General features: G+C 58.8%; 27 protein-coding genes. 6 read left to right on the forward strand and 21 right to left on the reverse strand.

Going from position 1 to position 26,228, the window contains the following annotated elements:
* Positions 1-130 precede the first annotated feature (130 nt).
* Genes HO274_RS05970 through pmbA form a run of 10 tightly spaced genes read right to left on the reverse strand, consistent with a single transcriptional unit; the run spans position 131 to position 7,716 of the window.
* Complete coding sequence (locus HO274_RS05970) at positions 131-673, reverse strand: CinA family protein (RefSeq protein WP_273122134.1); 543 nt, start codon at positions 671-673, stop codon at positions 131-133.
* Positions 660-1,148 carry a phosphatidylglycerophosphatase A family protein gene (locus HO274_RS05975; protein ID WP_051862347.1) on the reverse strand — a complete coding sequence of 163 codons (489 nt, stop codon included), beginning with the start codon at positions 1,146-1,148 and terminating at the stop codon, positions 660-662. Before HO274_RS05975 ends, HO274_RS05970 begins: the two co-directional genes overlap by 14 nt.
* The gene (gene thiL, locus HO274_RS05980; RefSeq protein WP_273122136.1) at positions 1,145-2,116 is read right to left on the reverse strand and encodes a thiamine-phosphate kinase; all 972 of its coding nucleotides are present in this window, start codon (positions 2,114-2,116) and stop codon (positions 1,145-1,147) included. Before thiL ends, HO274_RS05975 begins: the two co-directional genes overlap by 4 nt.
* Positions 2,117-2,130: 14 nt before the next feature.
* Entirely contained in the window at positions 2,131-2,574 is a 444-nt protein-coding gene (gene nusB, locus HO274_RS05985; protein ID WP_031597449.1) for a transcription antitermination factor NusB, read from the reverse strand.
* Positions 2,571-3,029, reverse strand: a complete 459-nt coding sequence (ribH, locus tag HO274_RS05990; RefSeq protein ID WP_031597450.1) for a 6,7-dimethyl-8-ribityllumazine synthase — start codon at positions 3,027-3,029, stop codon at positions 2,571-2,573. The genes nusB and ribH overlap by 4 nt, the downstream gene beginning before the upstream one ends.
* A 16-nt stretch (positions 3,030-3,045) precedes the next feature.
* Positions 3,046-4,188, reverse strand: a complete 1,143-nt coding sequence (gene ribBA / locus HO274_RS05995) for a bifunctional 3,4-dihydroxy-2-butanone-4-phosphate synthase/GTP cyclohydrolase II (RefSeq protein ID WP_273122140.1) — start codon at positions 4,186-4,188, stop codon at positions 3,046-3,048.
* 1 nt (position 4,189) lies between these two features.
* Positions 4,190-4,810: a riboflavin synthase gene (locus tag HO274_RS06000; protein WP_031597452.1), complete on the reverse strand. Its 621-nt coding sequence runs from the start codon at positions 4,808-4,810 to the stop codon at positions 4,190-4,192.
* On the reverse strand, positions 4,795-5,925 hold the full coding sequence (ribD, locus tag HO274_RS06005; protein WP_273122142.1) for a bifunctional diaminohydroxyphosphoribosylaminopyrimidine deaminase/5-amino-6-(5-phosphoribosylamino)uracil reductase RibD: 1,131 nt from the start codon (positions 5,923-5,925) through the stop codon (positions 4,795-4,797). The genes HO274_RS06000 and ribD overlap by 16 nt, the downstream gene beginning before the upstream one ends.
* Positions 5,915-6,358, reverse strand: a complete 444-nt coding sequence (gene nrdR / locus HO274_RS06010) for a transcriptional regulator NrdR (RefSeq protein WP_031597454.1) — start codon at positions 6,356-6,358, stop codon at positions 5,915-5,917. Before nrdR ends, ribD begins: the two co-directional genes overlap by 11 nt.
* Positions 6,359-6,366: 8 nt before the next feature.
* On the reverse strand, positions 6,367-7,716 hold the full coding sequence (gene pmbA / locus HO274_RS06015) for a metalloprotease PmbA (protein ID WP_420537395.1): 1,350 nt from the start codon (positions 7,714-7,716) through the stop codon (positions 6,367-6,369).
* Between the two features lie 42 nt (positions 7,717-7,758).
* Between pmbA and yjgA the strand changes: the two genes are divergently transcribed.
* Genes yjgA through HO274_RS06035 form a run of 4 tightly spaced genes read left to right on the forward strand, consistent with a single transcriptional unit; the run spans position 7,759 to position 13,582 of the window.
* Positions 7,759-8,295 carry a ribosome biogenesis factor YjgA gene (gene yjgA, locus HO274_RS06020; RefSeq protein WP_160171548.1) on the forward strand — a complete coding sequence of 179 codons (537 nt, stop codon included), beginning with the start codon at positions 7,759-7,761 and terminating at the stop codon, positions 8,293-8,295.
* On the forward strand, positions 8,276-8,971 hold the full coding sequence (locus HO274_RS06025; protein WP_273122148.1) for an alpha/beta hydrolase: 696 nt from the start codon (positions 8,276-8,278) through the stop codon (positions 8,969-8,971). Before yjgA ends, HO274_RS06025 begins: the two co-directional genes overlap by 20 nt.
* A 55-nt stretch (positions 8,972-9,026) precedes the next feature.
* Complete coding sequence (locus HO274_RS06030) at positions 9,027-11,378, forward strand: DNA internalization-related competence protein ComEC/Rec2 (protein ID WP_273122150.1); 2,352 nt, start codon at positions 9,027-9,029, stop codon at positions 11,376-11,378.
* A 44-nt stretch (positions 11,379-11,422) separates the two neighbouring features.
* The gene (locus tag HO274_RS06035) at positions 11,423-13,582 is read left to right on the forward strand and encodes a RelA/SpoT family protein (RefSeq protein ID WP_062187776.1); all 2,160 of its coding nucleotides are present in this window, start codon (positions 11,423-11,425) and stop codon (positions 13,580-13,582) included.
* Between the two features lie 6 nt (positions 13,583-13,588).
* Here the strand turns inward: HO274_RS06035 and HO274_RS06040 are convergent, their stop codons facing one another.
* From HO274_RS06040 to rimO, 6 genes are all read right to left on the reverse strand, one after another.
* Complete coding sequence (locus HO274_RS06040; protein WP_273122153.1) at positions 13,589-14,269, reverse strand: ABC transporter ATP-binding protein; 681 nt, start codon at positions 14,267-14,269, stop codon at positions 13,589-13,591.
* The gene (locus HO274_RS06045; protein WP_273122156.1) at positions 14,262-15,506 is read right to left on the reverse strand and encodes a lipoprotein-releasing ABC transporter permease subunit; all 1,245 of its coding nucleotides are present in this window, start codon (positions 15,504-15,506) and stop codon (positions 14,262-14,264) included. The genes HO274_RS06040 and HO274_RS06045 overlap by 8 nt, the downstream gene beginning before the upstream one ends.
* Positions 15,503-16,990: a lysine--tRNA ligase gene (lysS, locus tag HO274_RS06050; protein WP_273122157.1), complete on the reverse strand. Its 1,488-nt coding sequence runs from the start codon at positions 16,988-16,990 to the stop codon at positions 15,503-15,505. Before lysS ends, HO274_RS06045 begins: the two co-directional genes overlap by 4 nt.
* Positions 16,991-16,994: 4 nt before the next feature.
* Positions 16,995-18,099 (reverse strand): peptide chain release factor 2 gene (gene prfB, locus HO274_RS06055; RefSeq protein ID WP_319006087.1). Its coding sequence is split into 2 segments (ribosomal slippage): positions 16,995-18,017 and positions 18,019-18,099, totalling 1,104 coding nucleotides; the frame shifts between segments, so codons are not numbered across the junction.
* Between the two features lie 60 nt (positions 18,100-18,159).
* Positions 18,160-19,050 (reverse strand): hypothetical protein, encoded by an 891-nt coding sequence (locus HO274_RS06060; RefSeq protein WP_062187782.1) that lies wholly within the window; start codon positions 19,048-19,050, stop codon positions 18,160-18,162.
* Complete coding sequence (gene rimO, locus HO274_RS06065) at positions 19,037-20,386, reverse strand: 30S ribosomal protein S12 methylthiotransferase RimO (RefSeq protein WP_031596652.1); 1,350 nt, start codon at positions 20,384-20,386, stop codon at positions 19,037-19,039. The genes HO274_RS06060 and rimO overlap by 14 nt, the downstream gene beginning before the upstream one ends.
* A gap of 398 nt (positions 20,387-20,784) precedes the next feature.
* Here rimO and phaR point away from each other — a divergent pair, with 398 nt between their 5' ends.
* Positions 20,785-21,351, forward strand: coding sequence for a polyhydroxyalkanoate synthesis repressor PhaR (gene phaR / locus HO274_RS06070; RefSeq protein ID WP_273122160.1), 567 nt, complete (start codon positions 20,785-20,787; stop codon positions 21,349-21,351).
* On the opposite strand, the gene HO274_RS06075 is transcribed toward phaR, so the two are convergent.
* The 3 genes from HO274_RS06075 to HO274_RS06085 are packed head-to-tail and all read right to left on the reverse strand — an operon-like array spanning position 21,250 to position 23,783.
* Positions 21,250-22,029, reverse strand: a complete 780-nt coding sequence (locus tag HO274_RS06075) for a ZIP family metal transporter (protein WP_031596650.1) — start codon at positions 22,027-22,029, stop codon at positions 21,250-21,252. The two genes, phaR and HO274_RS06075, sit on opposite strands and share 102 nt — an antisense overlap.
* A gap of 52 nt (positions 22,030-22,081) precedes the next feature.
* The gene (gene pgeF, locus HO274_RS06080; protein ID WP_062187786.1) at positions 22,082-22,804 is read right to left on the reverse strand and encodes a peptidoglycan editing factor PgeF; all 723 of its coding nucleotides are present in this window, start codon (positions 22,802-22,804) and stop codon (positions 22,082-22,084) included.
* Positions 22,797-23,783, reverse strand: a complete 987-nt coding sequence (locus HO274_RS06085) for an RluA family pseudouridine synthase (RefSeq protein WP_062187789.1) — start codon at positions 23,781-23,783, stop codon at positions 22,797-22,799. The genes pgeF and HO274_RS06085 overlap by 8 nt, the downstream gene beginning before the upstream one ends.
* Between HO274_RS06085 and HO274_RS06090 the strand changes: the two genes are divergently transcribed.
* Complete coding sequence (locus HO274_RS06090) at positions 23,782-24,606, forward strand: outer membrane protein assembly factor BamD (protein WP_031596645.1); 825 nt, start codon at positions 23,782-23,784, stop codon at positions 24,604-24,606. The genes HO274_RS06085 and HO274_RS06090 overlap by 2 nt on opposite strands.
* Here HO274_RS06090 and ftsB read toward each other — a convergent pair.
* Together ftsB and eno are read right to left on the reverse strand one after the other, a co-directional pair.
* Positions 24,600-24,914 carry a cell division protein FtsB gene (gene ftsB, locus HO274_RS06095; protein ID WP_200874331.1) on the reverse strand — a complete coding sequence of 105 codons (315 nt, stop codon included), beginning with the start codon at positions 24,912-24,914 and terminating at the stop codon, positions 24,600-24,602. The two genes, HO274_RS06090 and ftsB, sit on opposite strands and share 7 nt — an antisense overlap.
* A gap of 15 nt (positions 24,915-24,929) precedes the next feature.
* A complete protein-coding gene (eno, locus tag HO274_RS06100; protein ID WP_273122163.1) occupies positions 24,930-26,213 on the reverse strand; it encodes a phosphopyruvate hydratase in 1,284 nt (427 codons plus the stop codon).
* Positions 26,214-26,228: the final 15 nt, after the last annotated feature.

Here is a 26,228-nt window from a genome sequence, read left to right on the forward strand (position 1 = left end):
AGCACTCACTCTAGGCGCATTCCCGGACGAAATACCGTGCAATAAACGGATTCTGTGATGTTCATTCAACACAGGGCCAAAGACTGTAATTATATACAGTTACCCCCGACCGTCAAGGGGCTTCCGCCATTCATGCGAGCGCCGGTTTACAGACCCATTCCCACACGCCCAGCAAACCCTGGGTAATCGCAGCGGCGCGAATGGCGTGCCGGTCCCCCGGAAACCAGAAAGTATCGGTCCGGATCCCTCCCTGCCGTTCCCCCCAGGCCAGACAAACGGTTCCCACCGGCTTATGCGCCGTGCCCCCTCCCGGTCCGGCCACGCCACTCACAGCCACTACAATGTCCGCGCGACTGAGTTTCAGGGCACCTTCCACCATGGCGCAAACCACCGGTTCACTCACCGCACCAAATGCTTCGATGAGTGCCTCAGGGACCCCGAGCAAAGTGACTTTGCTGTGGTTACTGTAAGTCACCCAGGCACGATCGAACCACTGGGAACAGCCGGGAATTTCTGTAACCAGAGCGGCCATCCCCCCGCCGGTACAAGATTCGGCTGTGGCCAAGGTCCAGCCCCGTTGACTCAGGGCATCGCCCACCCGTTGAGCCAGATCTTTGTCCGATTTTCTTGGAAGCGGGTCCGTGGTCTCGAGATCCTGTTCAGAAGTGCCCATGCCATACCCCCTTTATATGCCAGAGTATCCACATTGCCAAAACGGCCGCCAAGGCATCGTCCAGCATGATCCCTACCCCCCCTTTGATTCGTCGATCAACCCAGCCAATCGGAAAAGGCTTCCAGATATCGAACAGACGAAACAACCCAAATCCCAGCATCCACCCAAGCCCCGTGGGTGGGGCCAGAAGAAGTACACCTGCACAGGCCACCACCTCATCCCAAACCACCGCCTTGGGATCCTCATCTTCCAGCGCCCGTGCCGTTGCACCACAGGCCCATATACCGAACAGAAACAAACCCGCCAAAAGCGACCATTGTACGCCCCAGGGCAGGGAGCGCAGCAATAAAAAGAGCGGAAAACCAAGCAAACTGCCCACCGTTCCCGGGGCCCAGGGGGACAACCCTGCCCCTCCGCCCAAGGCCACCCAGTGGAGTGGGCTTTCCTTCATGAAACTGGCGGTGGCACGTTTCATGAGGCCCCTGCAAAATGATCATATCCCCGCCAGGAAACTGCCACGGACTGGCCCTTCTCATCGCGTATGAATCGTTCCTCCGGAGCGGCGGTCACTCGTCCGATGCGGGTCAGGACCACCGTCCCGGCGCGCCCCAACGCTTCCAGTTGGGAACGCCGGAAAGAGGGTGCAGTGAAACATAATTCGTAGTCTTCTCCCCCCTGCAACACCCGGCGCTGCCAGTCCGAATCGGTGGACCCTGAAGGTTGAGCCGCAGAGGTGGGTATGCGTGCCAACTCCAGTTGGGCACCCACGCCGGAAGCCGTCAGAAGATGCCCCAAATCTGCCAGCAAACCGTCGGAAATATCGATGGCAGCGCTGGCCAAAGGGCGCAGGGCTTGCCCCAGAGCGACCCGTGGAGTCGGACATTCGAAGCGTTCCAGGGCAAAGTCTCGGGCTGCAGGCGCAAGATCCGGGCAACGTCCCAGGCGCCAGTCCAAACCCAGAGCCGCATCGCCCAAGGTACCCGAGACCCAGATATCCTCTCCCGCATGGGCACCACTGCGCCGTAACGCCTGACCGTGCGGAACTTCACCGATGATCGTCACTGCCAGAGCAAGGGGCCCCGCCGTGGTATCTCCGCCAACCCAGTCCACCTCATGGGCATCCAAAATCTTGCGAAAACCCTGGCTGAACGCGGCCACCCAGGATTCCTGGAAGGAGGACAGGGTCAACCCCAGCAAAACCCAACGGGGTGTCGCCCCCATGGCGGCCATGTCTGACAGGTTCACAGCTGCTGCTTTTTGTCCCAGGCGGTGGGGATCCATATCCGGAAAAAAGTGTTGCCCCCCCACCAACAGGTCGGTGGAAAGGGCCAATTCATGCGCCATCTGTGGCACGATCAAGGCGGCGTCATCCCCCCCCGCCAACAATGTATGTCGGGTAGGAGGATGGAAATAACGCCGGATCAGTGCAAACTCGCCCGTCATTTCACCACAGTCCCTCAGGAAGTTTTTTGACGCACCGGACGCTGGCGTTCCTCCGGACGTTCCTGCGCCACCAGACGATCCAGCACGCCGTTGACGTATTTATGTCCGTCCGTGCCTCCAAAACGCTTGGCCAAATCGATGGCCTCATTCAAAATGACGCGAAAAGGCGTTTCAGGAAAATGAACCAGTTCATAACTGGCCAGCCACAGGATGGCGTGCTCCACCGGGCTGATCTGCGTCAGGGGCCGGTCGATCAGCACGCTCAGCCGCTGATCCAGGGACTCCCGCTCCGTCATCACTCCTTTCAGCAACTCTTCAAGAAACGCCCGATCTGCGCGCATAAAGTGAGGTTGAGTACCGAGATGATCGATGATGGCTGCCCGTTCGGTGTCTGCCAGTTGCCACTCATAGAGCCCCTGCACCGCCAACTCGCGCGCTTGACGGCGTGCCGATTTCATAGTATTCCCCGCCGGATTTCTTCGAGCAGACGCACCATTTCGATGGCCGCCAAGGCGCAGTCCTGTCCCTTATGTTCGGCCCGGGCAAAGGCCTGAGCATCGTTTTCCGTAGTCAGTACCCCATTGGCAATGGGAATCCCCGTAGCCAGTTGTACGGCCGTAATCCCGGCCGCCGATTCATCCGCCACGATCTTGAAGTGATAGGTATCTCCGCGCACCACGCAACCCAAGGCAATCAAGGCCTGGAAGCGCCCGGTTTCCGCCAGAACCTTGAGAGTCAGGGGCAGTTCCAGGGCACCGGGCACACGCAATACCGGAATATCTTCTTCAGCCACGCCACGCTCCATCAGCGCCTTGCCTGTCGCCGCCAGTAGTTGTTCGCCAATGGCCTCATTGAAGCGGGCCAATACGATGGCAATGCGCAACCCCTTGCCATCACAGGCAATATCCGCCATGCTGGTATTCCAGGGTCTATTCCTCGGGTGTGACATATCCAGTAATCTCCAGTCCAAAACCTGCCATGCTGGGCATTTTGCGTTGGCGGGACAACACTTTCATACGCCCCACCCCCACCGCCCGTAAAATCTGTGCGCCTACCCCATGCAGGCGCGAGTCCCATTTTCGTCCAGGGGAAGGTGCCGATGTGACCTCCGCCGTGGCCCAGGCGATCAGATCCTGAGCATGATCTTCTCCGTGCAACAGTACGATTACGCCGCTCCCCGCCGCCACGATTTTTTTCATGGCGCCCTGTATGCCAAAGGAATGCCGCCCCACCCCGTCATCCAGAACATCTGTCACGGAAAAAGGCTCGTGCACACGCACCAATGTCTCCCGTGCCGCTTCGATCTGACCATGCACCAGAGCCAGATGGGTACGATGACCCACCGCATCATAAAATGCCACGACCTCAAAAGTGCCCTGGGGGGTATTCAAGGGCCGCGCCGCCACTCGTTCCACCAGACATTCGGTATGACTGCGGTAACGGATCAGGTCGGCAATCGACCCCACCTTCAGGCCATGCTCGCGGGCAAAGGGGAGGAGGTCGGGAAGACGGGCCATCTCACCGTCCTCCTTGAGGATCTCGCAGATCACCGCCGCAGGTTCCAAACCAGCCAACTGGGCCAAATCGCAGCCTGCCTCGGTATGCCCGGCACGGATCAGAACCCCCCCACGCCGCGCCATCAGCGGAAAAATATGTCCCGGCTGCACCACATCGGCGGGGCGGGCAAAACGAGCCACTGCAGCCTGTACCGTACGCGCCCGATCGGCCGCCGAAATGCCCGTGGTCACCCCCTGTGCCGCCTCAATGGACACGGTAAAGTTGGTGGTGAGGGGAGAACGGTTATCCGTCACCATGAGCGGCAAATTCAATTGTTGGCAGCGGGCCTCTGTCAATGTCAGACAAATCAGCCCACGCCCATAGCGCGCCATGAAGTTGATGGCTTCCGGGGTGACATGATCCGCTGCCAACACCAGGTCTCCTTCGTTCTCCCGGTCCTCATCATCCACCAGAATAACCATGCGCCCTGCCTGCACTTCGGCGATCAACTCCTCCGTGGGTGCCAGGACTCCCGTCCCCTGTGTCATCAAACTTTCTCCTTCCAAACCCCCCATTCTACTCCAAGGGAGGCGTTCCCGTTCCCTTGTCATCGGACCATTGCCGCGCGCGTTCGGCATAGCGCGCCAGCAAATCCACTTCCAGATTCACCCCGGCACCTTCCACCAAGCCCCCCAAGGTCGTAACCTGCTGGGTATGGGGGATCAGATTGACGGTAAAAAGCGCGCCCTCCACTGCATTCACCGTCAAACTCACCCCCTGTACCGTCACCGATCCCTTGGTCGCAATATAACGGGGCAAATCTCCTGGAGCCTCCACCTGCAAGGTGACACTTTCCCCGCAGGGAGTGAAACTGCGTACCCGACCCACCCCATCCACATGCCCGGTGACCAGATGACCTCCCAGCGCATCACTCAAACGCAAGGCCCGCTCCAGATTGATGCGCCGCCCCAACACCCACCCGGTGGTTCCTTCCAGCGTTACCCGTGAAACCTCCGCCGAAAAGGACTGCGCGCCCAGGGCAATCACGGTCAGACAAACGCCATTGACCGCAATGGACCCGCCCAGGTCAACCCCCTCCAGAGATAAGGTTGCCGTATCGAAGGTCATGCGCATCCCCTCTTCCAGAGGTTCCATACTCACGATCCGTCCCACCGCCTGCACTATTCCGGTAAACATGTCCCACTCCCTCGTACCCGTGCCCGAATCAGCCAATCTCGCCCCAGAACGCGTCGTTCCTCGACCTCCAAAACCTTCCCCTGGGCCAGTGAACTCAACGGTCGGGACCAATTCACCGCCCCCAGGGCCCCCTCACCCAGCAAGAGGGGCGCCTGAAAAATCAATACCTCGTCCACTAACCCTGCTTCCAGCAATGCGCCTGTCAAATGTGGGCCGGCCTCCAGCAATACCTCATTCAATTCCAATCCGCCCCATGCCCGTACCAGAGCTCGCAAATCCACTCGCCCCATGCTCGAAACCGGCAAAGGAACCACTTTTCCCCCCGCTGCTTCCAGGGCCCGTTGCCGTTCGGACGGAGCCGGATCGATACAGTAAAACCAGGACTGACCTCCTGTTTTCAGAACCTGGGCCGTAGCGGGGGTCTCCAGACGGGGATCCAGCACCAGACGTTGGGGTTGGCGCGTCGTCTCCACGGCCCGCACCGTCAACGCCGGGTCATCCTGCCTGATCGTACCACCACCGGTTGCCACCGCACAGGAACAGGCTCGCCACCGATGCCCCTCGGTACGCGCCTCCAACCCTGTGATCCATTGGCTGACGCCATTCCCCAGCGCGCTCCTGCCATCCAGGCTGAGCGCCAGCTTGGCCCGAATCCAGGGTCTTCCCTCGGTCATGCGCAACGTAAAACCGGGGTTGAGTTCTGCCGCTGCCCGTGCTTCCACCCCCACTTCCACGTCGATCCCCGCCGCCCGCAAACGGGCCAATCCCTGCCCAGCCACGCGCGGATTGGGGTCCTCCATGGCCACCACCACCCGTGCAATGCCCGCCTCGATGAGCGCATTGGCGCAGGGCGGGGTGCGCCCCCTATGACTGCAGGGTTCGAGGGTCACAAAGGCCGTGGCTCCCCGTGCCTGCGCCCCTGCCCCACGCAGGGCATGGACCTCGGCATGGGGTTCTCCGGCCCGCTCATGCCAACCTTCCCCGACGATCCGACCGGACTGCACCAGGACGCAACCCACCCTGGGATTGGGCGTGGTGGTCCAGTTCCCCCGTTGCGCCAGTTCCAGCGCCCGTCGCATGAAATGCACCCGGTCATCGGGAGAATCAGAGGTCACGGATCACGTCCCGGAAATCATCCAGATCCTGAAAACTGCGGTACACCGAGGCAAAGCGCACATAGGCCACCTTGTCGAGGTGACGCAGTTCTTCCATCACCATTTCCCCTACCTGGCGGGAAGTGATCTCCCGTTCTCCCAGCGCCAGCAAATGCTGGCGTATCCGTTCGATGGCCGCATCGACCCGTTCTGCGGGTACGGGTCGTTTATGCAGGGCACGCATGAAACTGACCCGCACCTTGTCTGCCGAATACTCTTCCCGCTGACCATTGGATTTGATCAATTGGGGAAGTCGAATGTCCACCGTCTCATAGGTGGTAAAACGCCGGTTACATCCCACGCAACGCCGACGCCGACGGATACTCTCGCCGGTTTCCGAAATCCTCGAGTCGATGACCTGGGAATCCATGGCACCGCAAAAGGGACATTTCATGGCTTGCCCTATTCCCCTGCCACGGTCATTTCCCCCACCAGGATGGAACCGCAAATCTTGGAACCACGCACCCGCACATCCGTTCCCACCCCCTGAATCGCGCGGAACATTTCCTTGAGGTTCCCGGCAATGGTGATTTCGTGTACGGGATACTGGATCTGGCCATGTTCCACCCAGAATCCTGCCGCACCCCGCGAATAATCCCCGGTCACCCCGTTCACTCCATGCCCCAGCAATTCGGTGACCAGCACGCCCCGATCCATCTGCCGCAGCAGGTCCTCAAAGCCACCGCCGAAAGGGGTGGCAATCAGGTTATGACTTCCCCCCGCATTGGCAGTGGAGCGCATTCCCAGTTTGCGCGCGGAATAACTGCCCAGAAAATATCCTTCCACGACACCATTATTTACCACCAGACGGGGATGTGTCGCTACCCCTTCATCATCAAAAGGTGCGCTGGCCAACCCTCCCGGCAGATGGGGTTCCTCACGCAGGGAAAACCGTTCGTCAAAGACTCTTTGCCCCAGACTGTCGGGCAAAAAACTGGTGCCCCGATAGAGTGACCCGCCACTCACTGCTCCAACGAAATGTCCGATCAGTCCGGAGGCCAGGGAAGCCTCGAAAAGCACCGGCACCTGCCGCGTGGACAGACGACGGGCTTCGAGGCGGCGCAACGTACGCTCTGCCGCCTGTCGCCCCACCTGTTCCGGGGACTCCAGTTGGTCTGGATGACGCGACGTGCTGTACCAGTAATCGCGCTGCATATCCTGATCTTTACCGGCAATGACGGCGCAACTCAGATTGTGGCTGGACCCGGCATACCCTCCCATGAATCCCAGGGTATTGCCGTAAAAAAAGTGGGAGTTCTGGGTATGCACCGTGGCCCCTTCCGAATTATTCAGACGCCGGTCCTGAGCAAGGGCCGCCGATTCGCAGCGGCGCGCCCAGTCGATGCCCTGTTCCACGCTCAGATCCCAGGGACGGAACAGGCCGAGATCGGGCCAGGGTGCCTGAGCCAGCAAGGCAGGGTCGGCCAACCCCGCAAAGGGATCCAGCGCCGTATGACGGGCAATGGCCACCGCCTTGTCCACGGTACTGCGCAAGGCCGCCGCCGAAAAATCCGAGGTACTGGCCTGTCCCCGCTGTGGCCCGAAATACACCGTCACCCCAAGATCCTTGTCACGGTTGTATTCGATGGTTTCCACTTCCCCCAGGCGCACCGTGACGCCCAGGCCGACTCCTTCGCTCACTTCCACTTCGGCTGCGCTGGCCCCGGCCTGGCAGGCCTGCTGAAGCGCCGTCTGGACCAGAGATTGAAAATACTCCTGAGAATAATGAAAAGGTGAATGATCCGACACAATAGAGATTCCTTTGCATATAATTCCGGTATCATAGCAACATTGATGGAATTCTGGAAAACCGTGCACTCCGAAGAACTGCTCAGCAAAACCCAACGCAAACGCGACATGGAAGCCCTGCAGGCCTTGGGAGAAGCACTGGTGGCTCTGAAGCCCCCCCAACTGCGCACCCTCGACCTGCCCGATCCTTTGCTTCAGGCCATTCTGGACGCCAAAACCATTCATGCCCATGGCGGACTGAGACGTCAGTTTCAATACATCGGCAAACTCATGCGCCACGTGGACCCTGCCCCTATCCGGGAATATCTGGATCGCCTGAATGGTCATTCCCATGCTGCCACCGCAGCCATGCACCGCACCGAGCGATGGCGCGAACGCATGATGGAGGATGTTTCCCTGGTGGATCTGTTTGCGCGCGATTACCCCGCGGTGGATCGTCAACATTTGCGCCAGCAGGTGCTGGCGGCTCAACGGGAGCGCATCCTGCACAAGCCACCCCGCCATTTTCGCGCGTTGTTCCACACCCTGGCGCCCTTTCTGGAGGCTGTCTCGCCCGTATCCCATGAAGAATCCGACCTCTGACCGTTTTTGGGACACCCCACCGGTGGTGCTCGACCCCTTGGTTCCTGCCCGTGCCACCCTGTTCTGGCTACATGGCCTGGGGGCCGATGGAAATGATTTCGTGACCGTAGCCGAAACCCTGGCGCTGACTCATCCTGCCCTCCGTCACATCCTGCCCCATGCCCCGCGCCGCCCTCTCACCTTGAATCAGGGAATGGTCATGCGTGCCTGGTATGATATCGCCCTGGAGGGCGAACGCTGGGTGCCCAACGATGATGACCTGCGGGTCTCCTGTGCCGCTGTCCAGCATCTCATTGAAAACGAAGTGCAGCGCGGGATCCCTGCCCGAAACATTTTCATTGCCGGTTTCTCCCAAGGCGGCGCCGTTGCGCTCACCGCCGGCACACGCATGCCCGTGCCCCTGGGAGGCGTACTGGCACTTTCCACCTATCTTCCCCTGAGCCACGAACTGGCCCAGCGAGCCCATCCGGCTAACCGCACCTTGCCCATTTTCATGGCCCACGGCACCCAGGATCCAGTTATTCCCTGGGCACAGGGCAACCAGTCGCGCCAATTCCTGGAAAGTGCAGGCTACCCCCTGACCTGGCACAGTTACCCCATGCCACACAGTGTCTGCGGGGAGGAGATTCACGACATGACCACCTGGCTCACCCCACACCTCTCCAAAAACCCCTGATCCATCGCGCTTCTTCACTGCTGTCCCAGTACCCCCGTGGGCATACTGGGAAGGTATGCGACTCCTTCTCTGTGCCTGGATCCTGGGCATCCTGGTACTTCAGGCTGCCCCCCGTCTCGTACCGTTGTCCGCGCTCGAGGGCGCGAGCCTGGTCTGGGCCCTCGGCGTGGGCGCGCTACGACATTGGCCTCGGGGACGCTCCATGCTCCTATTTCTCGCCTTGTTTCTGGGGGGACTTGTCATGGCCAATGAACGGGCTCGCCTGCGCATGGCACACCGCCTGCCGCCCCGCTGGGAACATCAAAACCTCACGCTGACGGGCACCCTCATTAGTTTGCCGGAAGGCCGCGCCGGCGCGCTTCACTTCAAGGTGGCCGCAGACCCGGGGTCCCTTCTGTTCCCCGCCGAAGTCGCACTGTCCGAATTCGCGCTCCCCCTCCATGACGCACCGGCAGAACTGCATCCAGGGCAACGCTGGCGTTGGCAGTGTCGCGTCAAAAGTCCCCACGGCCAGGTCAACCCCGGCGGATTCGACAGTGCCACCTGGGCGTGGAGTGAGGGCATACTGACCCAAGGCAGCATCGACCGGCGTACCCCACCCGTGTTCTTGGGGTGGTCCCATCCCGGCGGAATCAGGGGCCTTCATTTGTTCATAGAAGCCCAACGGGATCTCCTGCGTCAACGTTTGCGTCGCCAACTGAAGGACCAACCCTGGGGCCCGGTGCTGATCGCTTTGGTCATTGGTGACCAATCGACCATTTCCCCTGCGGATTGGCAATTGTTCTGGGCAACGGGGGTCGGCCATTTGATCAGCATCTCCGGATTGCATATCACGATGCTGGCGGGCCTCGTCGCCAAAGTCACCGGTCTTCTGTCCCCTTCCCTACGCATCCGCTGGCTGGCCGGGTGGCTGGGTGCCAGTGCCTATGCCCTGATTGCCGGATTTTCCCTTCCCACCCAGCGTACCCTGGCCATGATCACCGTCCTCACCCTCGCCCGTTTTCAGAAACGCCCACTGCCCCCTTCCACTCTCCTTCTCCTGGCCGCTGCCCTGACCTTGACCGGCGACCCCTTTGCCTCCCTCTCCCCCAGTTTCTGGCTTTCCTTTGGTGCCGTGTCCTGGATGGTTTATGCAGGTGCACACCAAACCGGGCGGTTACCTTTCTGGAAACAGGAAATCCACAGTCAATGGGCCGCCACCTGGGCCATGGTGCCCCTGCTGATCTGGCTGTTTGGGCAGGTTTCCTGGATCTCGCCCCTGGCCAATGCCTTTGCCATACCTCTGGTCAGCCTGGGCGTGGTTCCCCTGGCCTTGCTGGGACTGATCCCCGGACTGGGCTTCTGTCTGAAGATGGCCCATGCGCTCATGACGGGCACGGCCTGGGGACTGGACTGGTTGGTCCGCCACAGTGGTCCTCCGCTGGCTCTGCCTACCCCCACCCTGCCCGTTCTCATCGTCGCCACGCTGGGCGTGGGTTTCCTGCTGGCACCGCGGGGTATTCCAGGGCGTTGGGCCGGTTGCCTGGGACTGCTGGGACTGGTTGTCTCACCTCTGCCTCGCCCCGATCCGGGGGGACTATGGCTGGATCTGCTGGATGTGGGGCAAGGCCTGGCGGTGGTGCTGCGCACTGCCCGACATACCCTCGTAGTCGATACGGGACCGCGCGTCAGTTCCGAACAGGATGCCGGAGAACGGGTAGTGATCCCTGCCCTGCGCAGTTTTGGCGTTCGGCAACTGGACGGCCTGCTTCTCAGTCACGGTGACCTCGACCATAGCGGTGGATTGCATTCCCTGGTCAGCGCCTATCCCGTACCCTGGATCCTATCCCCCCTGCCTGCATCCCATCCCTTGTTGCACGGTATTCCGCATACACGGACGTGCGTGGCCGGAATGCACTGGAACTGGGAGGGGGTGGATTTTGAGATTCTGTATCCTGACCCTGAAGACCTGTCTGACCCCACCCTCAAGAGCAATGATCGAGCCTGCGTGTTACGCCTCACGGTGGGGAGGCTCCATGTCCTCCTCCCCGCCGATATCGAGGCACGCAGTGAACAGGCCTTGCTGGAGCGCAGCCCGGAGAAATTGCAGGCGGACGTCCTGATCGTGCCTCATCATGGCAGCAAGACCTCTTCGACTCCGGCTTTCCTGCAGGCCGTTGCCCCACGCTGGAGTCTATTCTCCGTTGGAGACCATAACCGTTTCAAGCATCCCAACCCCGTGGTCTGGATGCGTTATGGAGAGGCGCACAGCGAGCGTCTACGCACCGACCAATGCGGGGCTCTGGAACTGCATATGGCAGATCACCAAATCCAGGGAACCGTCCTGCGGGCGGTTTTTCCCCATTACTGGGAATCTCGCTGTCCGGAGACCGAACCCAAAGCACCCCCCCTTGAAGGACCTCACTGAAACGCCCATAATGAAAAGATGAATTCCATTTTTTCGATTCTGCCATGGTAGCGCGCACCGACGCTGGCCCCCTGAGTTCGGCCCACGGATTGTCCGGACTGGGCCTCCATGCGCGTTATCAACTGACAGAATCCTCTCTGATTGCCCAACTTTTTCAACTCATTACGGCGCAGGATCCTGCCGATGAAGAGGGCCAATGGGCGCTTCAGCGCGCCCTCACCAGCGCCCGTCTGCTGAGTGATCTGGAAGCTCATCCGGCGTGCATCGTGGTGGCCCTGCTGCGCGCTCTGCCCTGGTCACGACAAGAAACCCTGCCTGCTCGCCTGGATCTGGACCCGGAAGTCTGGACCCTGACTCAAGAACTGCACCGCCTGGATCACATCGTCAACACCCTGGACATTCAGGATCATCCAAAATCTTCCCACGAAGAACATATCGAAGGGATCCGAAAATTATTGCTGACCCTGGTCCAGGATATCCGGGTGGTGCTCATTGCCCTGGCCGAAAGAGTTTGGTTGATGCGCCGATCCACCTCGCTGGACGAACCCACCCAACGTCAACTGGCCCGTCAGACCCTCGACCTCTACACCCCTCTGGCCAATCGTCTGGGAGTCTGGTTCCTTAAATGGGAATTGGAAGATCTTTCCCTGCGCGCCCTCGAACCAGAGACTTACAAGACCATCGCGCACCAACTGGACGAACGGTTCATCCAGCGCGAACAGTACATTACCCAGTTGATCCGGACATTACAGGACCTCCTGCAGGAAAATGGCCTGGTGGCCACCGTGACCGGACGTCCCAAACATATCTTCAGCATCGTCAAGAAGATGCGTGCCAAGAACCTGTCCCTGGAACGAGTCTACGACATTCGCGCCGTGCGGATCATCGTGGATACCCTTCCCGAGTGTTATACCGTCCTCGGCTTGGTCCACCAGCGATGGGTGCCCGTTGCGGGCGAATTTGACGACTACATTGCCCGCCCCAAAGGCAACCAGTACCGTTCCCTCCATACTGCTGTCTATGGTCCGGAAAACAAGATCGTGGAAGTTCAGATCCGTACCCACGAAATGCACCGCGATTCGGAATTGGGCATTGCCTCCCATTGGCGCTACAAGGAAGGCGCGCGGGCAGACCGTTCCTTCGAAGAACGGGTGGTCTGGTTACGCCAGATGCTGGATTGGCAACGGGAAGCCGCCCTGAATACCGGCACTTCCCTACCTCCGGGAGATGAAACTCTCTTCGTGTTTACGCCCCAGGGACGCATCATCGACCTGCCCCAGGGAGCAACCCCCATCGACTTTGCCTATCACGTCCATTCGGAGTTGGGTCATCGATGCCGGGGGGCCAAGGTGGATGGTCGCATGACGCCCCTCAACCAACCTCTGAACAACGGGCAACGGGTGGAAATACTGACGGTGCGGCAAGGGGGTCCGAGCCGCGACTGGCTGAACCCTGCCTATGGGTATCTCAAAACCCATCGAGCTCAAGCCAAGGTACGTCAATGGTTCAAATTACAACATTGGGAGGAAGACCTCAGTCATGGGCGGACCCTCCTCGACAAGTGGATGGCGCGCACGGGCCAAACCGCTCTTTCCCAGGAACAGTTAGCCAATCAGGTCGGCTATGCCCGAACGGAAGATTTTCTGGTGGCCCTTGCCCGCAACGAGGTCACCCTGCGCCAACTGGACAATCTTCTCGCGCCGCCCGTGTCGCCACAGGAAATCAAACTCCCTCTGACCACGCCCGGCCCTTCCGGTGGCGACCAGGGGGTGCTGGTGGTCGGTGTGTCCCAGATCGCCACGAGCATCGCCAAATGCTGCAAGCCCGTCCCCCCCGAACCCATCCTGGGATTCGTCACGCGCGGACGGGGGGTCAGCATTCACCGCGCCAATTGCCGCAGCCTGGCTGCCCTTACCCATCAGCAATGGCAACGTCTGATTCCCGTAACCTGGGGAGAAAACACCCCAGCTCAACCTTTTACCACGGATATCGGAGTCCTGAGCCAGGACCGGCAGGGACTCCTGCGCGATATCTCCGAAGCCTTAACCCGTGAAAAAGTCAATGTCATCGGTGTCAACACCCACACCCATGGGACGCAGGCACGCATGCGCTTCACCGTTCAGATCGACAGTCTGGAACAGTTGGCCCGTACGCTCAAAACCTTGCAAGCCATCCCCGACGTCACGGCTGCCTGGCGTACCTGACCCCGCTCAAAGAGCCCTCAAGACTCCATCTTCCAAGCGGTAACGCCGATCCATACGATCCGCCAGTTCCAGATCATGGGTCGCCATAACCAACCCCGCTCCCTGGCGGCGGTTGAGGCTCAGGATCAGTTCAAAAACGTGCCATGCTGTCTGACGATCCAGATTTCCGGTGGGTTCATCCGCCAGCACGAGGGAAGGCCGGGTCACCAAGGCACGGGCCACCGCCGCTCGTTGCCGCTCTCCGCCAGAGAGTTCACCCGGACGATGGTGCAAACGCTGCCCCAGGCCCACTGCTTCCAACATTTCCGTTGCCCTCTGGCAGGCTAAAACAGAATCGATGCGCGCAATGGACAGCGGCAACATGACGTTTTCCAGGGCAGAGAATTCGGCCAACAGGTGGTGGAACTGATACACAAACCCCAGGTGGCGATTCCGTAAACGCCCGATCTGACGGTCACTCAAACCAGTCAAATTTTGTCCGCACAGGGAGACTTGCCCCTCATTGGGGCGATCCAACCCGCCCAGCACATGGAGCAGGGTACTTTTTCCGCTGCCGGAAACCCCCAGAATGGCAATCTGTTCTCCTTTCTGAACTTCCAGATCGAGACCACGCAGAACCGGAACTTCATCGGCAGCCAAAGTGAAATGCCGGGTTACGCCTTGGCACCGCAGGAGCATCTCACTCATAACGCAAAGCCTCAGCCGGTTGAACCCGCGCTGCCCGCCAACTGGGGTAGAGAGTCGCCAGCAGGGTCAGGATCAGCGCGGTGATCGCAATACTCAGCACATCGCCCTGTTGCAGGTCGGAGGGCAGTTCGGAAATAAAATAGATCTGGGGAGAAAGAAAATGCACGCCCAGAACTTTTTCGATGAAGGGCACGATGAACCGAATATTGAGGGCCGTCACCACACCCAATGCCACGCCAATGCCCATGCCGATCACGCCGATCAAAGCCCCCTGAATCATGAAAATCACCAGAATACTGGCGGGCGAGGCTCCCAGGGTACGCAGAATCGCAATATCGGCCTGCTTGTCCGTTACCACCATGACCAGAGTAGATACAATGTTGAAGGCCGCCACCGCCACAATCAGCAACAGGATGATGAACATCATGGTTTTTTCCAGGGCCACGGCATGGAACAGATTGGCATGTTCCTGGGTCCAGTCCGTCAGCCAGGCATCCACCGTCAGGGTCGACGCCAATCGATGCGCTACGCTCGGTGCCAGCATGAGGTCCTTCAACTTGAGACGGACACCCGTTACATTTTCTCCCATACGAAACAGTACCTGGGCGTCGTTCAGATGAATCAGGGCCAACCCGCTGTCATATTCGTACATTCCCACATGAAACAACCCCACCACCTTGAACTGCTTGAGACGGGGCAACATGCCCGCAGGCGTCACCTGACCCTGGGGCGTAATGAGCACCACCTTGTCTCCCACCGACAGATGTAAGGCCTGAGCCAGTTCCTGACCCAGCACGATACCAAACTCATGGGGCTTGAGATCGCTCATGTGGCCGGCCACCATATGCTGATCCAGGTCAGCCACCTGGCGTTCCTGCTCCGGCAAGATCCCCCGCACCATCGTGCCCTGGACCAGGTCATCATTGGCCAGCATGGCCTGTCCATTGACATAGGGGGCTGTACCGATGACTTCCGGATCCCGTCGGGCTTCCGCTGCCACTTTGGGCCAGTTGGCCAGAGACTGGCCGCTGCCAAAGATCTGCACATGGGAAGCCACTCCCAGAATGCGCTCGCGCATTTCCTTCTGGAATCCATTCATGACCGACAGGACCACGATCAGCGCCGCCACCCCCAGGGCAATACCTGCCATGGAAATGAGGGAAATGAAGGAGATGAAGTGGTTACGCCGTTTGGCCCGGGTATAACGCAACCCGACGGTAAGTTCAAACCACTTCAAGAGACTTCCTGACGCATCTGGGGAAAGAGGATGACATCCCGAATCGATGAGCTATCGGTCAACAGCATGACCAGACGGTCGATACCGATACCTTCGCCCGCAGTGGGTGGCAAACCATATTCCAGGGCTCGGATATAATCGGCATCATAGTGCATGGCTTCCTGATCGCCCGCTTCCTTCTGGCGTACCTGGGCTTGAAAACGTTCTGCCTGATCCTCGGCATCGTTCAATTCCGAAAAACCGTTGGCCAGTTCCCGGCCCACCACGAACAATTCAAAACGTTCAGTGATTTCAGGGTTCGTATCACTGCGCCGGGCAAGGGGCGAGACCTCCGCCGGGTAGTCGACGATGAAGGTCGGTTCAAAGAGAAGCGCTTCCGTGGTTTCCTCGAAAAGTGCCAGTTGGAGAATGCCCACGGAAGCACGGGCAGGCACCTTGGCGCCCAGTCGGGTCAATTCCTGCACCAGTTCCACCGGGTCATTCAGGCGTGTGGCCGTATAATCGGGATGATAGGTTTCCAGAGCCTGCGCCAGAGTCAGGCGGTGAAACGGCGGTCCCAGATCCAGTGTCCGTCCCCCGTAACCGAGCACCGTGGTGCCCAACACTTCCTGCGCCACGAAACGCAGCAAGTCTTCCGTCAGGTCCATGAGCGCGCGGTAGTCCTGATAAGCCGCATAGAACTCGATCATGGTGAATTCGGGATTATGACGGGGGGACAACCCTTCATTGCGGAAATTTCGATTGATCTCGAACACCCGTTCCATGCCCCCCACCACCAGACGTTTGAGATATAACTCGGGGGCAATGCGCAAATACAAATCGCAGTCGAGGGCATTGTGGTGCGTCACGAAAGGACGGGCCGCCGCTCCCCCGGGAATGGGGTGCATCATGGGGGTTTCCACTTCCAGAAAGTGGCGCGCCACCAGAAACTCGCGCACTTTTTGCACGATTCTGCTGCGCTGGATGAATACCTGGCGAGAATGTTCGTTGGTAATCAGATCCAGGTACCGCTGCCGGTATTTCTGTTCCTGATCGGTCAGCCCATGAAACTTTTCCGGAAGGGGACGCAGGGATTTAACCAGCAACCGTATCTCCGTGACCCGGAGCGTCAATTCCCCCATACGGGTTTTGAACAGCGCGCCCCGTACCCCCAGAATATCGCCCAGATCCCAGTGCTTGAAGGCCTGATAGACCTCCTCTCCCACCTGATCCTTCTGCAAAAAAATCTGGAGGCGGCCCGTGCCATCCTGCAGGGTGGCAAAACTGGCCTTTCCCATGAGGCGCTTGAGCATCAGACGACCCGCCAGTTGCACCGGCACTTCCCGCACCTCGAGATCAGTCTCGCTCAACGCGCCATACTGTTCGTGCAGAGGAGCCGCTTCGTGCGTACGCTGAAAATCGTTGGGAAAAGCCACCCCCATGGAGCGCAGAGCCTGCAATTTGGCGCGCCGTTCCTGAACCAATGTATTATCTTCTTCGTGCATCCCGTCACACTCCCTGCTTCAAACTGGCTTCGATGAAGCCTTCCAGATCGCCATCCAGTACGGCTTGGGTATTGCCTACTTCCACGCCGGTGCGCAGATCCTTGATGCGTGATTGATCGAGCACGTAGGAACGAATCTGGTGCCCCCAGCCAATGTCCGTCTTGCTGTCTTCCATGGCCTGTTTTTCCACCGTACGCTTGCGCAATTCGGCTTCATATAACTTTGATTTCAACATGGCCATGGCTTCTGCACGATTGCGATGCTGGGAACGGTCGCTCTGGCATTGGACCACGATCCCCGAAGGCGCATGGGTAAGACGTACTGCCGAATCGGTCTTGTTGATGTGCTGACCGCCCGCGCCCGAGGCGCGGAAGGTATCGATACGCAGATCAGCCGGGTTGATTTCCACTTCTATGGAATCATCCACCTCGGGATACACGAAAACAGAGGCAAAGGAGGTATGGCGACGGTTACCGGAATCAAAAGGGGATTTGCGCACCAGGCGATGAACCCCCGTCTCGGTTCGCAAATGACCAAACGCATAACTCCCCGTCAATTTTAGGGAAGCACTCTTGATGCCCGCCACTTCACCCGGCGACTCCTCCAGAATTTCCACCCCGAATCCCTTGCGCTCGGCATAGCGCACATACATGCGCAACAGCATGGCCGCCCAGTCTTGGGCTTCCGTCCCGCCCGAACCCGCCTGAATATCCAGAAATCCATTGGCCGAGTCCATGGGATGGGAGAACATCCGCCGAAACTCCATGACGCCAACCCGTTTGTCTATGCCGGCCAGATCCGTCGCAACGGCCTGCAGGGTTTCTTCATCGGCCTCTGCCAGGGCCAACGCAAAAAGTTCGTGACTTTCCTCAAGGGCCTGAGTACACCCATGCACTTCGTCCACCACTTCTTCCAGCATCTTGCGTTCCCGCCCCAGTTCCTGGCTCCTTTTGCTGTCCTGCCAAAGCGCCGGGTCTTCCGAAAGATGAATGACCTCGTTCAGGCGCTCGACTTTGGCATCGAAGTCAAAGATACCTCCGCAGGGCCTGAAGACGCACAGTCAGGTCCTGTTGAAGGGTTTCCAGAGCATTTAGTTGTTCCGCTTCCATGGAATAAAATTCTCGCCAATAAAGCCTTGGATTATACCTCGGTAAGCCAGTCCCTGACCATCAGGATTCGCGCAGGGGACGCACCCCCGGCATCCCCATCAAGGGCAAAACTTTACGCCAGAACCGCCAGCGCTGGGAATGGCGCAGAACTACCTGTCCGCTGAAGCGTCCTTCCAGCGCTACCAAAGTCAGGGTTTCGAGGGTTCCCTGGCGCAACTGATCCTGCCAGTACTGCCAGTGCGTCTCCAGAAACTCCTCGAGGGCGGCCATCCATCCCTCCGCATCGCCATAGTCCGAGGGGGCACGCAAGGTCTCCACCACTTCCTGCGCCGACTGGGTACAGGCCTCATCCCATAACCAGACTCCGCTGATCACCCGCCGCCCCTGCGCCTGGCGAGCCTGGTTGTGGGGGTGGTCATGCAGGACCATCTGGATCTCGTTGAAGCGGGCTTGCCACAGACCACGCTGGGGCCCGCGCGGCAAGTGACCATCGATATTGCGTCCAACCCGCTGCCGGGGGGGCGTCGTCTCGATCTCCGGGAGGGAGGGGAGACCCAACAGCCAACGGGTCGGCGTAACCTCATGAAAATACAGGCCATCCATTGCAAAATGGGCATTGAGATCTTCCCGTAACCCGCGACTTTCCTCTGCGCTCAGCTCAAATGTATAATCATCGAGCAAAATCAACCCGTCCCCTTCCACATGCAAGTGAACGGGATCCGCACATAACCAATGGGGTGCCGCGTGGAAAATTCCCGCTGCTTGGGCGCGGCGCGCACTTTCCCAGGTGGTTTCCTGGTTGGGAGGCCACTGGGCCAAAGTCAGGGGCCGCTCAAAGACTTCTCGGTCCCCCTGGCTCCAGGCCTTTTCCAATGCCGGAACAGCAGGCACCGCCGAATCGGGCAAAGCCGGAAACAGGCCCGGCACCACCAACGTCTTATGAACCGACATGATCCACCCTGAAACCACTCAAATCATGGGCCATGGCTTCTTCGATACGAACGGTTACAAACTCGCCAACCTTGAATCCCGCAGCAGGGGCAATGGCCACGATGCCGTCAATTTCTGGCGCATCGGCCGCACTGCGCCCCACGGCCCCCCCCTCGGGCGTCAATTCATCCACCAACACCTGACAATCGCGCCCCACAAAACGTTGCAGGCGTTGCGCGCTGATCTTCTCCTGGCGTTCCATGAACCGTGCCTGGCGCTCCTCACGCACAGCCACAGGTACGGGATCCGGCAAAGCATTGGCCGTAGCCCCTTCCACCGGAGAGTAAGCAAAACAGCCCACCCGATCCAGTTGGGCTTCCTCCAGAAAGTCCAGTAACTGCTGAAAGTCCTCTTCCGTTTCTCCTGGAAACCCCGCAATGAAGGTACTGCGCAAGGTCAGATCGGGACAGTCGCGACGCCAGGACTGGATGCGCTCCAGGGTCCGTTCCACATCTCCCGGTCGTTTCATGGCGCGCAGGATGCGCGGACTGGCATGCTGCAAAGGGACGTCGAGATAGGGCAAAACCAGCCCTTCGGCCATGAGCGGAATCAGTTCGTCCACATGGGGGTACGGATAAACATAATGCAGGCGCACCCAGACCCCCATCTGACCCAGGGCACGGGCCAGTTCCGTCATACGGGTGCGCAGGGGACGACCCTGCCAGAAGCCTGTACGATACCGCACATCCACCCCATAGGCGCTGGTATCCTGAGAAATCACCAATAACTCCCGAACCCCGGCCTGAACCAGATGTTCAGCCTCCTGCAGCACTTCCCCGAGCGGACGACTAACCAGATCACCGCGCAGGGAAGGGATGATACAGAAGGTACAGCGATGATTGCACCCTTCAGAAATCTTGAGGTAGGCATAATGAGCCGGGGTCAATTTGATCCCTTGGGGGGGAACCAGACTGGTGAAGGGATCATGGCGCTGCGGGAGATGTTCGTGTAGCGCCTGCATCACCCCCGCCTGGTCATGAGGTCCCGTAATTGCCAATACCTGAGGGTAGGTCGAAAGAATCTTGCCTGCCTGAGCCCCCAGACAACCGGTAACGATGACTCGCCCATTTTCCGCCAGCGCTTCTCCGATGGCGTCCAGAGACTCCTCAATGGCGGATTCGATGAAGCCACAGGTGTTCACCACCACCACATCCGCTCCCTCATAGTCCCCCACCACCTCATACCCCTCAGCCCTGACCTGAGTCAGAATGCGTTCGGCATCCACCAATGCCTTGGGACATCCCAGGGAGACAAAACCGACGCGTGGTACGGAAGAAGCGGAAGGTTGACGGTTCACCACAATAAACTCCTTGACAGTCAATGGATCCCACAGAGATGCAGAACCCTTTTCCTCTATGGTAGCAGAGGACAAAAAAAACCCGCAGAGTCTGTTCTGCGGGTTGAAGCCTCTATCGAAAGGAAACCTTTGCAATAAAGGAGGAGGAGACAAAATTCTGGCCAGAAATCAAGGGGATCTGACACCCCGCTGCGTCTATGTTGCAGCGCACAATTGCAAGGTTACCGGAGCAAAAGTTTCTTGTCAATACTTTTTTGTTGCATCGCAACATCACCGGCCTGTTTAAAATCTTTGGATCATCTCATTGTTTTATTAATATTTTATTAAATATCCCACTCTAATCCCTGATTCATGGAATAATGCCCCCTATTGTGCTGCACCATACACAGGACAAAGCCATGGAAGCCCCACGAGTGATCAAGAAATACCCCAATCGGCGCTTATACGATATGCGCTCCAAGCGGTACATCACGCTTTGCGAAGTCAAAATATTGGTTCTCGAACAGACTCCCTTCCAGGTCATCGACGCCAGAACCCAACAGGACCTGACCCGCTGCATCCTGATGCAAATCATCCTGGAAGAGGAATTGGGCAAGTCCCCCCTCTTCAGTTGCGAGATGCTATCCCGGATGATTCGCTCCTATGGCAACGGCATGCAACGCTTTCTCGGTCATTATCTGGAACAGGGATTGCGTTATGCGCTCGAACGATCTTCGCAGGACAACACCGGCACCGACCTCCCGGACCCGCACCCCGCCAGCGATGGCCTTTCCCTGCAGAATTTGATGGGGCACCACCTGGATCAGATTACCCAGTTGTTCCACACATTGCAGCAGCAAGTCAACAATGCTCCCGTTGCGACCTCACTCCAGGATCAACACATGAGCCCAATGAATGGAAGCCACACCGAGCACGATCAATCCCATCTGCAGGGCGGAGGTACGCAGATCCACCCGGCGATGTAGCCCAGGAATCAGGTCAGCCACCGCCACATAGATCATACTGGCTGAAGCCAAAGCCAGCAGGTAAGGAACCCATTTTTGCAAGGACTGCAAGGCCAGGCAGGCGATGACCGCTCCCACCAAAGTGGCCATGCTTGAAAACAGGTTGAAGGCCAGGGCGCGCGGACGGGACATTCCGGAATGCAGCAAAACCAGGGCATCCCCCGCTTCCTGAGGCAACTCATGGGCAATGATGGCCAGCGCCGTCACCATCCCCAAACGAGTATCGCTGACAAAGGCTGCGGCAATGATGATGCCATCCACGAAATTGTGAACCGAATCCCCCACCACCACCATGGCCCCCGTCCGCCCCTGAGGCTCATGGGCGTGGGCATGGGCGTGGGCTTCCAGTCCGGCCACATCATGGACATGAACGTGCCGCCAGAGCACCAGTTTTTCCAGCAGAAAAAAAATCAGGATTCCCACCAATACCGTGGCTGAAACCGCTTCCGGGCTGGCCTCATGGTGAAAAGCATGGGGCAGGATTTCCAGAAAAACCGCTCCCAGCAGGGCCCCAATGGCGTAACTCACCAACAGGGGAACCCAGGCAGGACGGGCAGTATAAATGACCAATGCCGCGCAGAGCATTGATAATACGCCGGCCACTACCCCCGCCAACATGGAATTCATCAAGGGTGTCATGGAAAGAACATCGGGAAGATAACCCTTCCATTATACGCTTCCCTCTCTCGTCTCATGGTTCTGCCATCCAGATGACGTGTCCCATGCGCCCCGCCCTCAAGCCCTCCCTCCGATAGGAGTAGAACGCTTCATTTTCCTGGACAGTGCAATGCCCCCCGCCATAAATCCGGGTGACTCCCAGCCGAGCCAGGCGCAAGCGCGCCAATGCATGGAGATCTGCCCACCATCGCCCTCCCTGACCGGAACGGAATGCCTCCCCGGATTCAGGCTGAGCGTCAAGGAAGTGCGCCCGCACCTCTGAGCCCACCTCGAAGGCTTGGGGCCCAATAGCCGGCCCCAACCAGACCAGAATGCCCTCGGGATTTACCGCCATGGCTTGCAAGGTATTTTCCAGTACACCGGCAGCCAGCCCCCGCCATCCTGCATGTGCTGCGCCCACCACAGGCTCCCGTTCATGACAAAAGAGTACAGGCAAACAATCTGCCGTCAACACGATACATCCGACACCCGTCCGCCGGGTCACGGAGGCATCTGCCCCCTCCTCCATTTCTTTCTGATCCGTTTTAACTCCCACCCCATGCACCTGGGTCAACCACCACGGTTGTATCTGCAAGGTCCGGGCCAATGTTTGTCGGTGTTGGTTCACCTGCTCAGGGGCCGTTGCCCCCTGCAAACCCAAATCCAGACCGCGCCGGGTACTCCAGGTACGCACCCAGGAGGGGGCGGGCCAGTCAACCGGCCCCCCCGGCAAGAGCGCCTTGGATCCTTCACACATAAACAGCCTCTTCCAGCACCTCGACCAAACGGGCCATGTCTGCGGCCAGGGGAATATCCCAGGCACAGGGCTGCCGGGTATCAGGATGCAGGAATCCCAGATGAAACGCGTGCAGGGCCTGTCGTCCAAAATCCCGCAAAGCAGCGCTGCTGCGCCCATCAAGTGCAATGTTTTTTCCCTTGTAGACAGGATCCCCCGCGAGAGGAAACCCCAAATGCTCCATATGCACCCGGATCTGATGGGTACGGCCGGTTTCCAGGCGACATTCCAACAAGGTATGACAGGGCAAACGCCGCACCACCTCGTAGTGCGTGACGGCGGGACGCCCCGCCGCCGTAATGGCCATGCGGGTACGCTGCGTGGCATGACGGCCGACGGGCGCCTCTACCCTTCCTCCCTCCCGCACCTGTCCCTGAACCAGCGCCCAATAATGTCGATGCACGGTGCGTGCCTGCAACTGACGCACCAACTCTCCATGGGCCGCCAGCGTCCGTGCCACCACCATCAATCCACTGGTGTCCTTGTCGAGTCGATGGACGATGCCGCTGCGGGGCACCTGCGCTACCGCCGGATCATGAAACAACAGGGCATTCTGCAGGGTTCCGCGCCAGTTGCCATGCCCCGGATGCACCACCAAACCTGCGGGTTTATGGATGACTCTGAAGGCTTCCTCCAGCGCCACGGTTTCCACAGGGATATCCTCCGGAACGACTTCTTCCGAAAAGACTTCAGGTTCGGTCTCCAGCCACAGGCTTTCCCCTCCCCAGACGCGCGTCTTCTGCTGCGCCAAAGCCTGGTTCAACCGAACCCGTCCCGCTTCGATCTGAGCCTGCCAGCGGGACCGTGACCAATCAGGAAAAAGACGGGCCAGTGCCTGATCGAGACGCAACCCCCCGTATTCCACGGGAACCTTCAATTCCAGCGGTTCATTCTCTTCAGGACTGTTATAATGGAAAGATTGCATGGTGAGAATTTTCATGAAACACTCCAGTGTACTCCGAAACGTTGCCCTGACTCTCGTCGTGGCCCTGGTGGGCTGTAGCGAACTGGAAAAAAGCGATGACCCCACCAAAAACTGGTCGGCATCCAAACTCCACAGCGAGGCTAAAAAAGATCTGCAGGAAGGTAACTATGAGCAGGCCGCCAAACTCTACGAATCCTTGCAGTCCCGCTACCCCTACGGCACCTATTCCACTCAGGCCGAACTGGAGCAAATTTACGTCTACTACAAACAACATGAATCTGCCTCGGCGGTCAGCGAAGCAGACCGGTTCATCAAAGCGCACCCCAATCACCCGGCCGTGGATTATGCCTATTACATGAAGGGGCTAGCCAACTTTAGCGACGATCTGGGGATTTTTGGCATTTACACCGACAGCGATCTGGTACAACGGGATACAAAACCCACCAAGGATGCCTTCGATGCCTTCCGTGACTTAATCACCCGCTTCCCCAACAGCCGTTACGCCCCCGACGCCATCATTCGCATGAAATACCTGGTCAACTCCCTGGCGCGCAACGATGTGGCCGTGGCACGCTATTATTATCGGCGCCAAGCCTACCTGGCCGCGACGGATCGGGCTCTGAATATTCTGAGGAACTATCCTCATACCGCAGCCCAGGAAGATGCGCTCGACATCATGGCACGCAGTTACGATGCCATGGGACTCAAGGATTTGAGTCAAGACACGGTGCGCGTCCTCAAACTGGACTTCCCGAACAGCCATTACCTCACTACCCAGGGCGATCTGACCAAAAAGATCGAATGGTGGCGCTTTTGGCAGACCAGCGCCAATCAGTGAGCCACCACCGGCGGCGGTGACGTAACCGTCCGGTACTGGTAAAACACCTCATCCGGGCGCACCATCCCTAGTTCGTGACGCGCCCGTTCTTCAATGGCGTCAGAACCCGACTTGAGATCCGCCACCTCGGCACGCAAGGTTTGATTCCGCTTTTCCAGCGATTGGTTCAGGGCGCGTTGCCCCTGAAGTTGGTGCTTCAGATCCTGACGCCGAATCCAGCCCCCTTTCCCCAGCACCAATCCATAACCCAGGGAAAGAATCAGACCAACCATCAACCAGCGTATCAGGCGAATTGTGGTCGGTGACATGGCTCAACTCCGTGGTTAACTGCGCCGTGCAAAAACGGTGGATCCCCCATAGGTGGCCACCGATCCCAGGGCTTCCTCGATGCGCAGCAATTGGTTGTATTTGGCCAAACGATCAGAGCGTGACAGGGACCCGGTCTTGATCTGTCCTGCCGAACTGGCGACGGCGATATCCGCAATGACGGTGTCTTCGGTTTCACCGGAACGGTGAGAAATGACATTGGAATACCCTGCTTTTTTGGCCATTTCTATGGCAGCAAAGGTTTCCGACAAAGTGCCGATCTGATTGATTTTGATCAAAATCGAGTTGGCAATGCCTTGTCGAATGCCTTCCGCCAGAATCTTGGTGTTGGTAACAAAAATATCATCCCCCACCAACTGGATGCGTCGACCCAAACGCTGGGTCAACAATTGCCAACCGGCCCAATCTCCCTCGGCCATGGCATCTTCGATGGTGACAATGGGATAGTTATCCACCCACCGCGCCAGATAGTCCACCAATTCAGCGGATTCCAGTATTTTTCCTTCCGCCCCGAGATGATAGCGACCCTCCCGATAAAATTCCGAACTGGCACAATCGATCCCAATGGCTACCTGTTCGCCCGGACGGTAGCCTGCCGCTTCAATGGCCTGCATAATCAGTCCCAGACCGGCTTCATTGCTGGGCAGACGCGGGGCAAACCCCCCTTCGTCTCCCACCGTGGTCGGCATCCCCTGAGCATCGATCAGTTTTTTCAGGGCATGGAAGACTTCCGCACCATAGCGAAGGGCTTCCCTAAAATTCGGCGCACCCACGGGTACGATCATGAATTCCTGCATGTCCAGACCATTATTGGCATGGGCACCCCCGTTGATGACATTCATCTGGGGAACGGGCAACTGGACTGCGGCGGACCCACCCAGATAGCGGTAGAGGGGCAACCCCGATTCCTCTGCCGCCGCCTTGGCCACCGCCAGCGACACGGCCAACAGGGCATTGGCCCCCAGACGCGCCTTATTCTCGGTTCCGTCCTGTTGTATCATGATCTGATCGATTTTTGCTTGATCCGTCACATCCCAACCCGCCAGGGCTTCGAAGAGTTCCCCGGTGATGTGGGATACTGCGTTCAGAACCCCTTTGCCCTGATAACGTGCGGCATCTCCATCGCGCAACTCGATGGCCTCACGACTACCAGTGGAGGCCCCCGAAGGCACGCCGGCTCGACCCCGCGCCCCTGCCTCCGTGATCACCTCGGCTTCCACCGTGGGGTTGCCCCGTGAATCCAGTATTTCCCTTGCCTTGATTTCTACGATTGCGCTCATGACTGCTTTCCCGTC

Source organism: Ferrovum myxofaciens (assembly GCF_013181415.1).
GTDB lineage: Bacteria > Pseudomonadota > Gammaproteobacteria > Burkholderiales > Ferrovaceae > Ferrovum > Ferrovum myxofaciens.

Coding starts and splice junctions, on each gene's coding strand:
- ftsB (WP_200874331.1), bottom strand. CDS start 24,914: ATGTCACCGACCACAATTCGCCTGATACGCTGGTTGATGGTTGGTCTG.
- HO274_RS05975 (WP_051862347.1), bottom strand. CDS start 1,148: ATGAAACGTGCCACCGCCAGTTTCATGAAGGAAAGCCCACTCCACTGG.
- HO274_RS06085 (WP_062187789.1), bottom strand. CDS start 23,783: ATGAAAATTCTCACCATGCAATCTTTCCATTATAACAGTCCTGAAGAG.
- thiL (WP_273122136.1), bottom strand. CDS start 2,116: ATGACGGGCGAGTTTGCACTGATCCGGCGTTATTTCCATCCTCCTACC.
- HO274_RS06090 (WP_031596645.1), top strand. CDS start 23,782: ATGAAACACTCCAGTGTACTCCGAAACGTTGCCCTGACTCTCGTCGTG.
- yjgA (WP_160171548.1), top strand. CDS start 7,759: ATGGAATTCTGGAAAACCGTGCACTCCGAAGAACTGCTCAGCAAAACC.
- pgeF (WP_062187786.1), bottom strand. CDS start 22,804: ATGTGTGAAGGATCCAAGGCGCTCTTGCCGGGGGGGCCGGTTGACTGG.
- eno (WP_273122163.1), bottom strand. CDS start 26,213: ATGAGCGCAATCGTAGAAATCAAGGCAAGGGAAATACTGGATTCACGG.
- phaR (WP_273122160.1), top strand. CDS start 20,785: ATGGAAGCCCCACGAGTGATCAAGAAATACCCCAATCGGCGCTTATAC.
- nusB (WP_031597449.1), bottom strand. CDS start 2,574: ATGAAATCGGCACGCCGTCAAGCGCGCGAGTTGGCGGTGCAGGGGCTC.
- lysS (WP_273122157.1), bottom strand. CDS start 16,990: ATGCACGAAGAAGATAATACATTGGTTCAGGAACGGCGCGCCAAATTG.
- HO274_RS05970 (WP_273122134.1), bottom strand. CDS start 673: ATGGGCACTTCTGAACAGGATCTCGAGACCACGGACCCGCTTCCAAGA.
- ribBA (WP_273122140.1), bottom strand. CDS start 4,188: ATGGGGGGTTTGGAAGGAGAAAGTTTGATGACACAGGGGACGGGAGTC.
- HO274_RS06030 (WP_273122150.1), top strand. CDS start 9,027: ATGCGACTCCTTCTCTGTGCCTGGATCCTGGGCATCCTGGTACTTCAG.
- nrdR (WP_031597454.1), bottom strand. CDS start 6,358: ATGAAATGTCCCTTTTGCGGTGCCATGGATTCCCAGGTCATCGACTCG.
- HO274_RS06075 (WP_031596650.1), bottom strand. CDS start 22,029: ATGACACCCTTGATGAATTCCATGTTGGCGGGGGTAGTGGCCGGCGTA.
- HO274_RS06025 (WP_273122148.1), top strand. CDS start 8,276: ATGAAGAATCCGACCTCTGACCGTTTTTGGGACACCCCACCGGTGGTG.
- ribH (WP_031597450.1), bottom strand. CDS start 3,029: ATGGCGGATATTGCCTGTGATGGCAAGGGGTTGCGCATTGCCATCGTA.
- HO274_RS06060 (WP_062187782.1), bottom strand. CDS start 19,050: ATGTCGGTTCATAAGACGTTGGTGGTGCCGGGCCTGTTTCCGGCTTTG.
- HO274_RS06040 (WP_273122153.1), bottom strand. CDS start 14,269: ATGAGTGAGATGCTCCTGCGGTGCCAAGGCGTAACCCGGCATTTCACT.
- HO274_RS06000 (WP_031597452.1), bottom strand. CDS start 4,810: ATGTTTACCGGAATAGTGCAGGCGGTGGGACGGATCGTGAGTATGGAA.
- HO274_RS06035 (WP_062187776.1), top strand. CDS start 11,423: ATGGTAGCGCGCACCGACGCTGGCCCCCTGAGTTCGGCCCACGGATTG.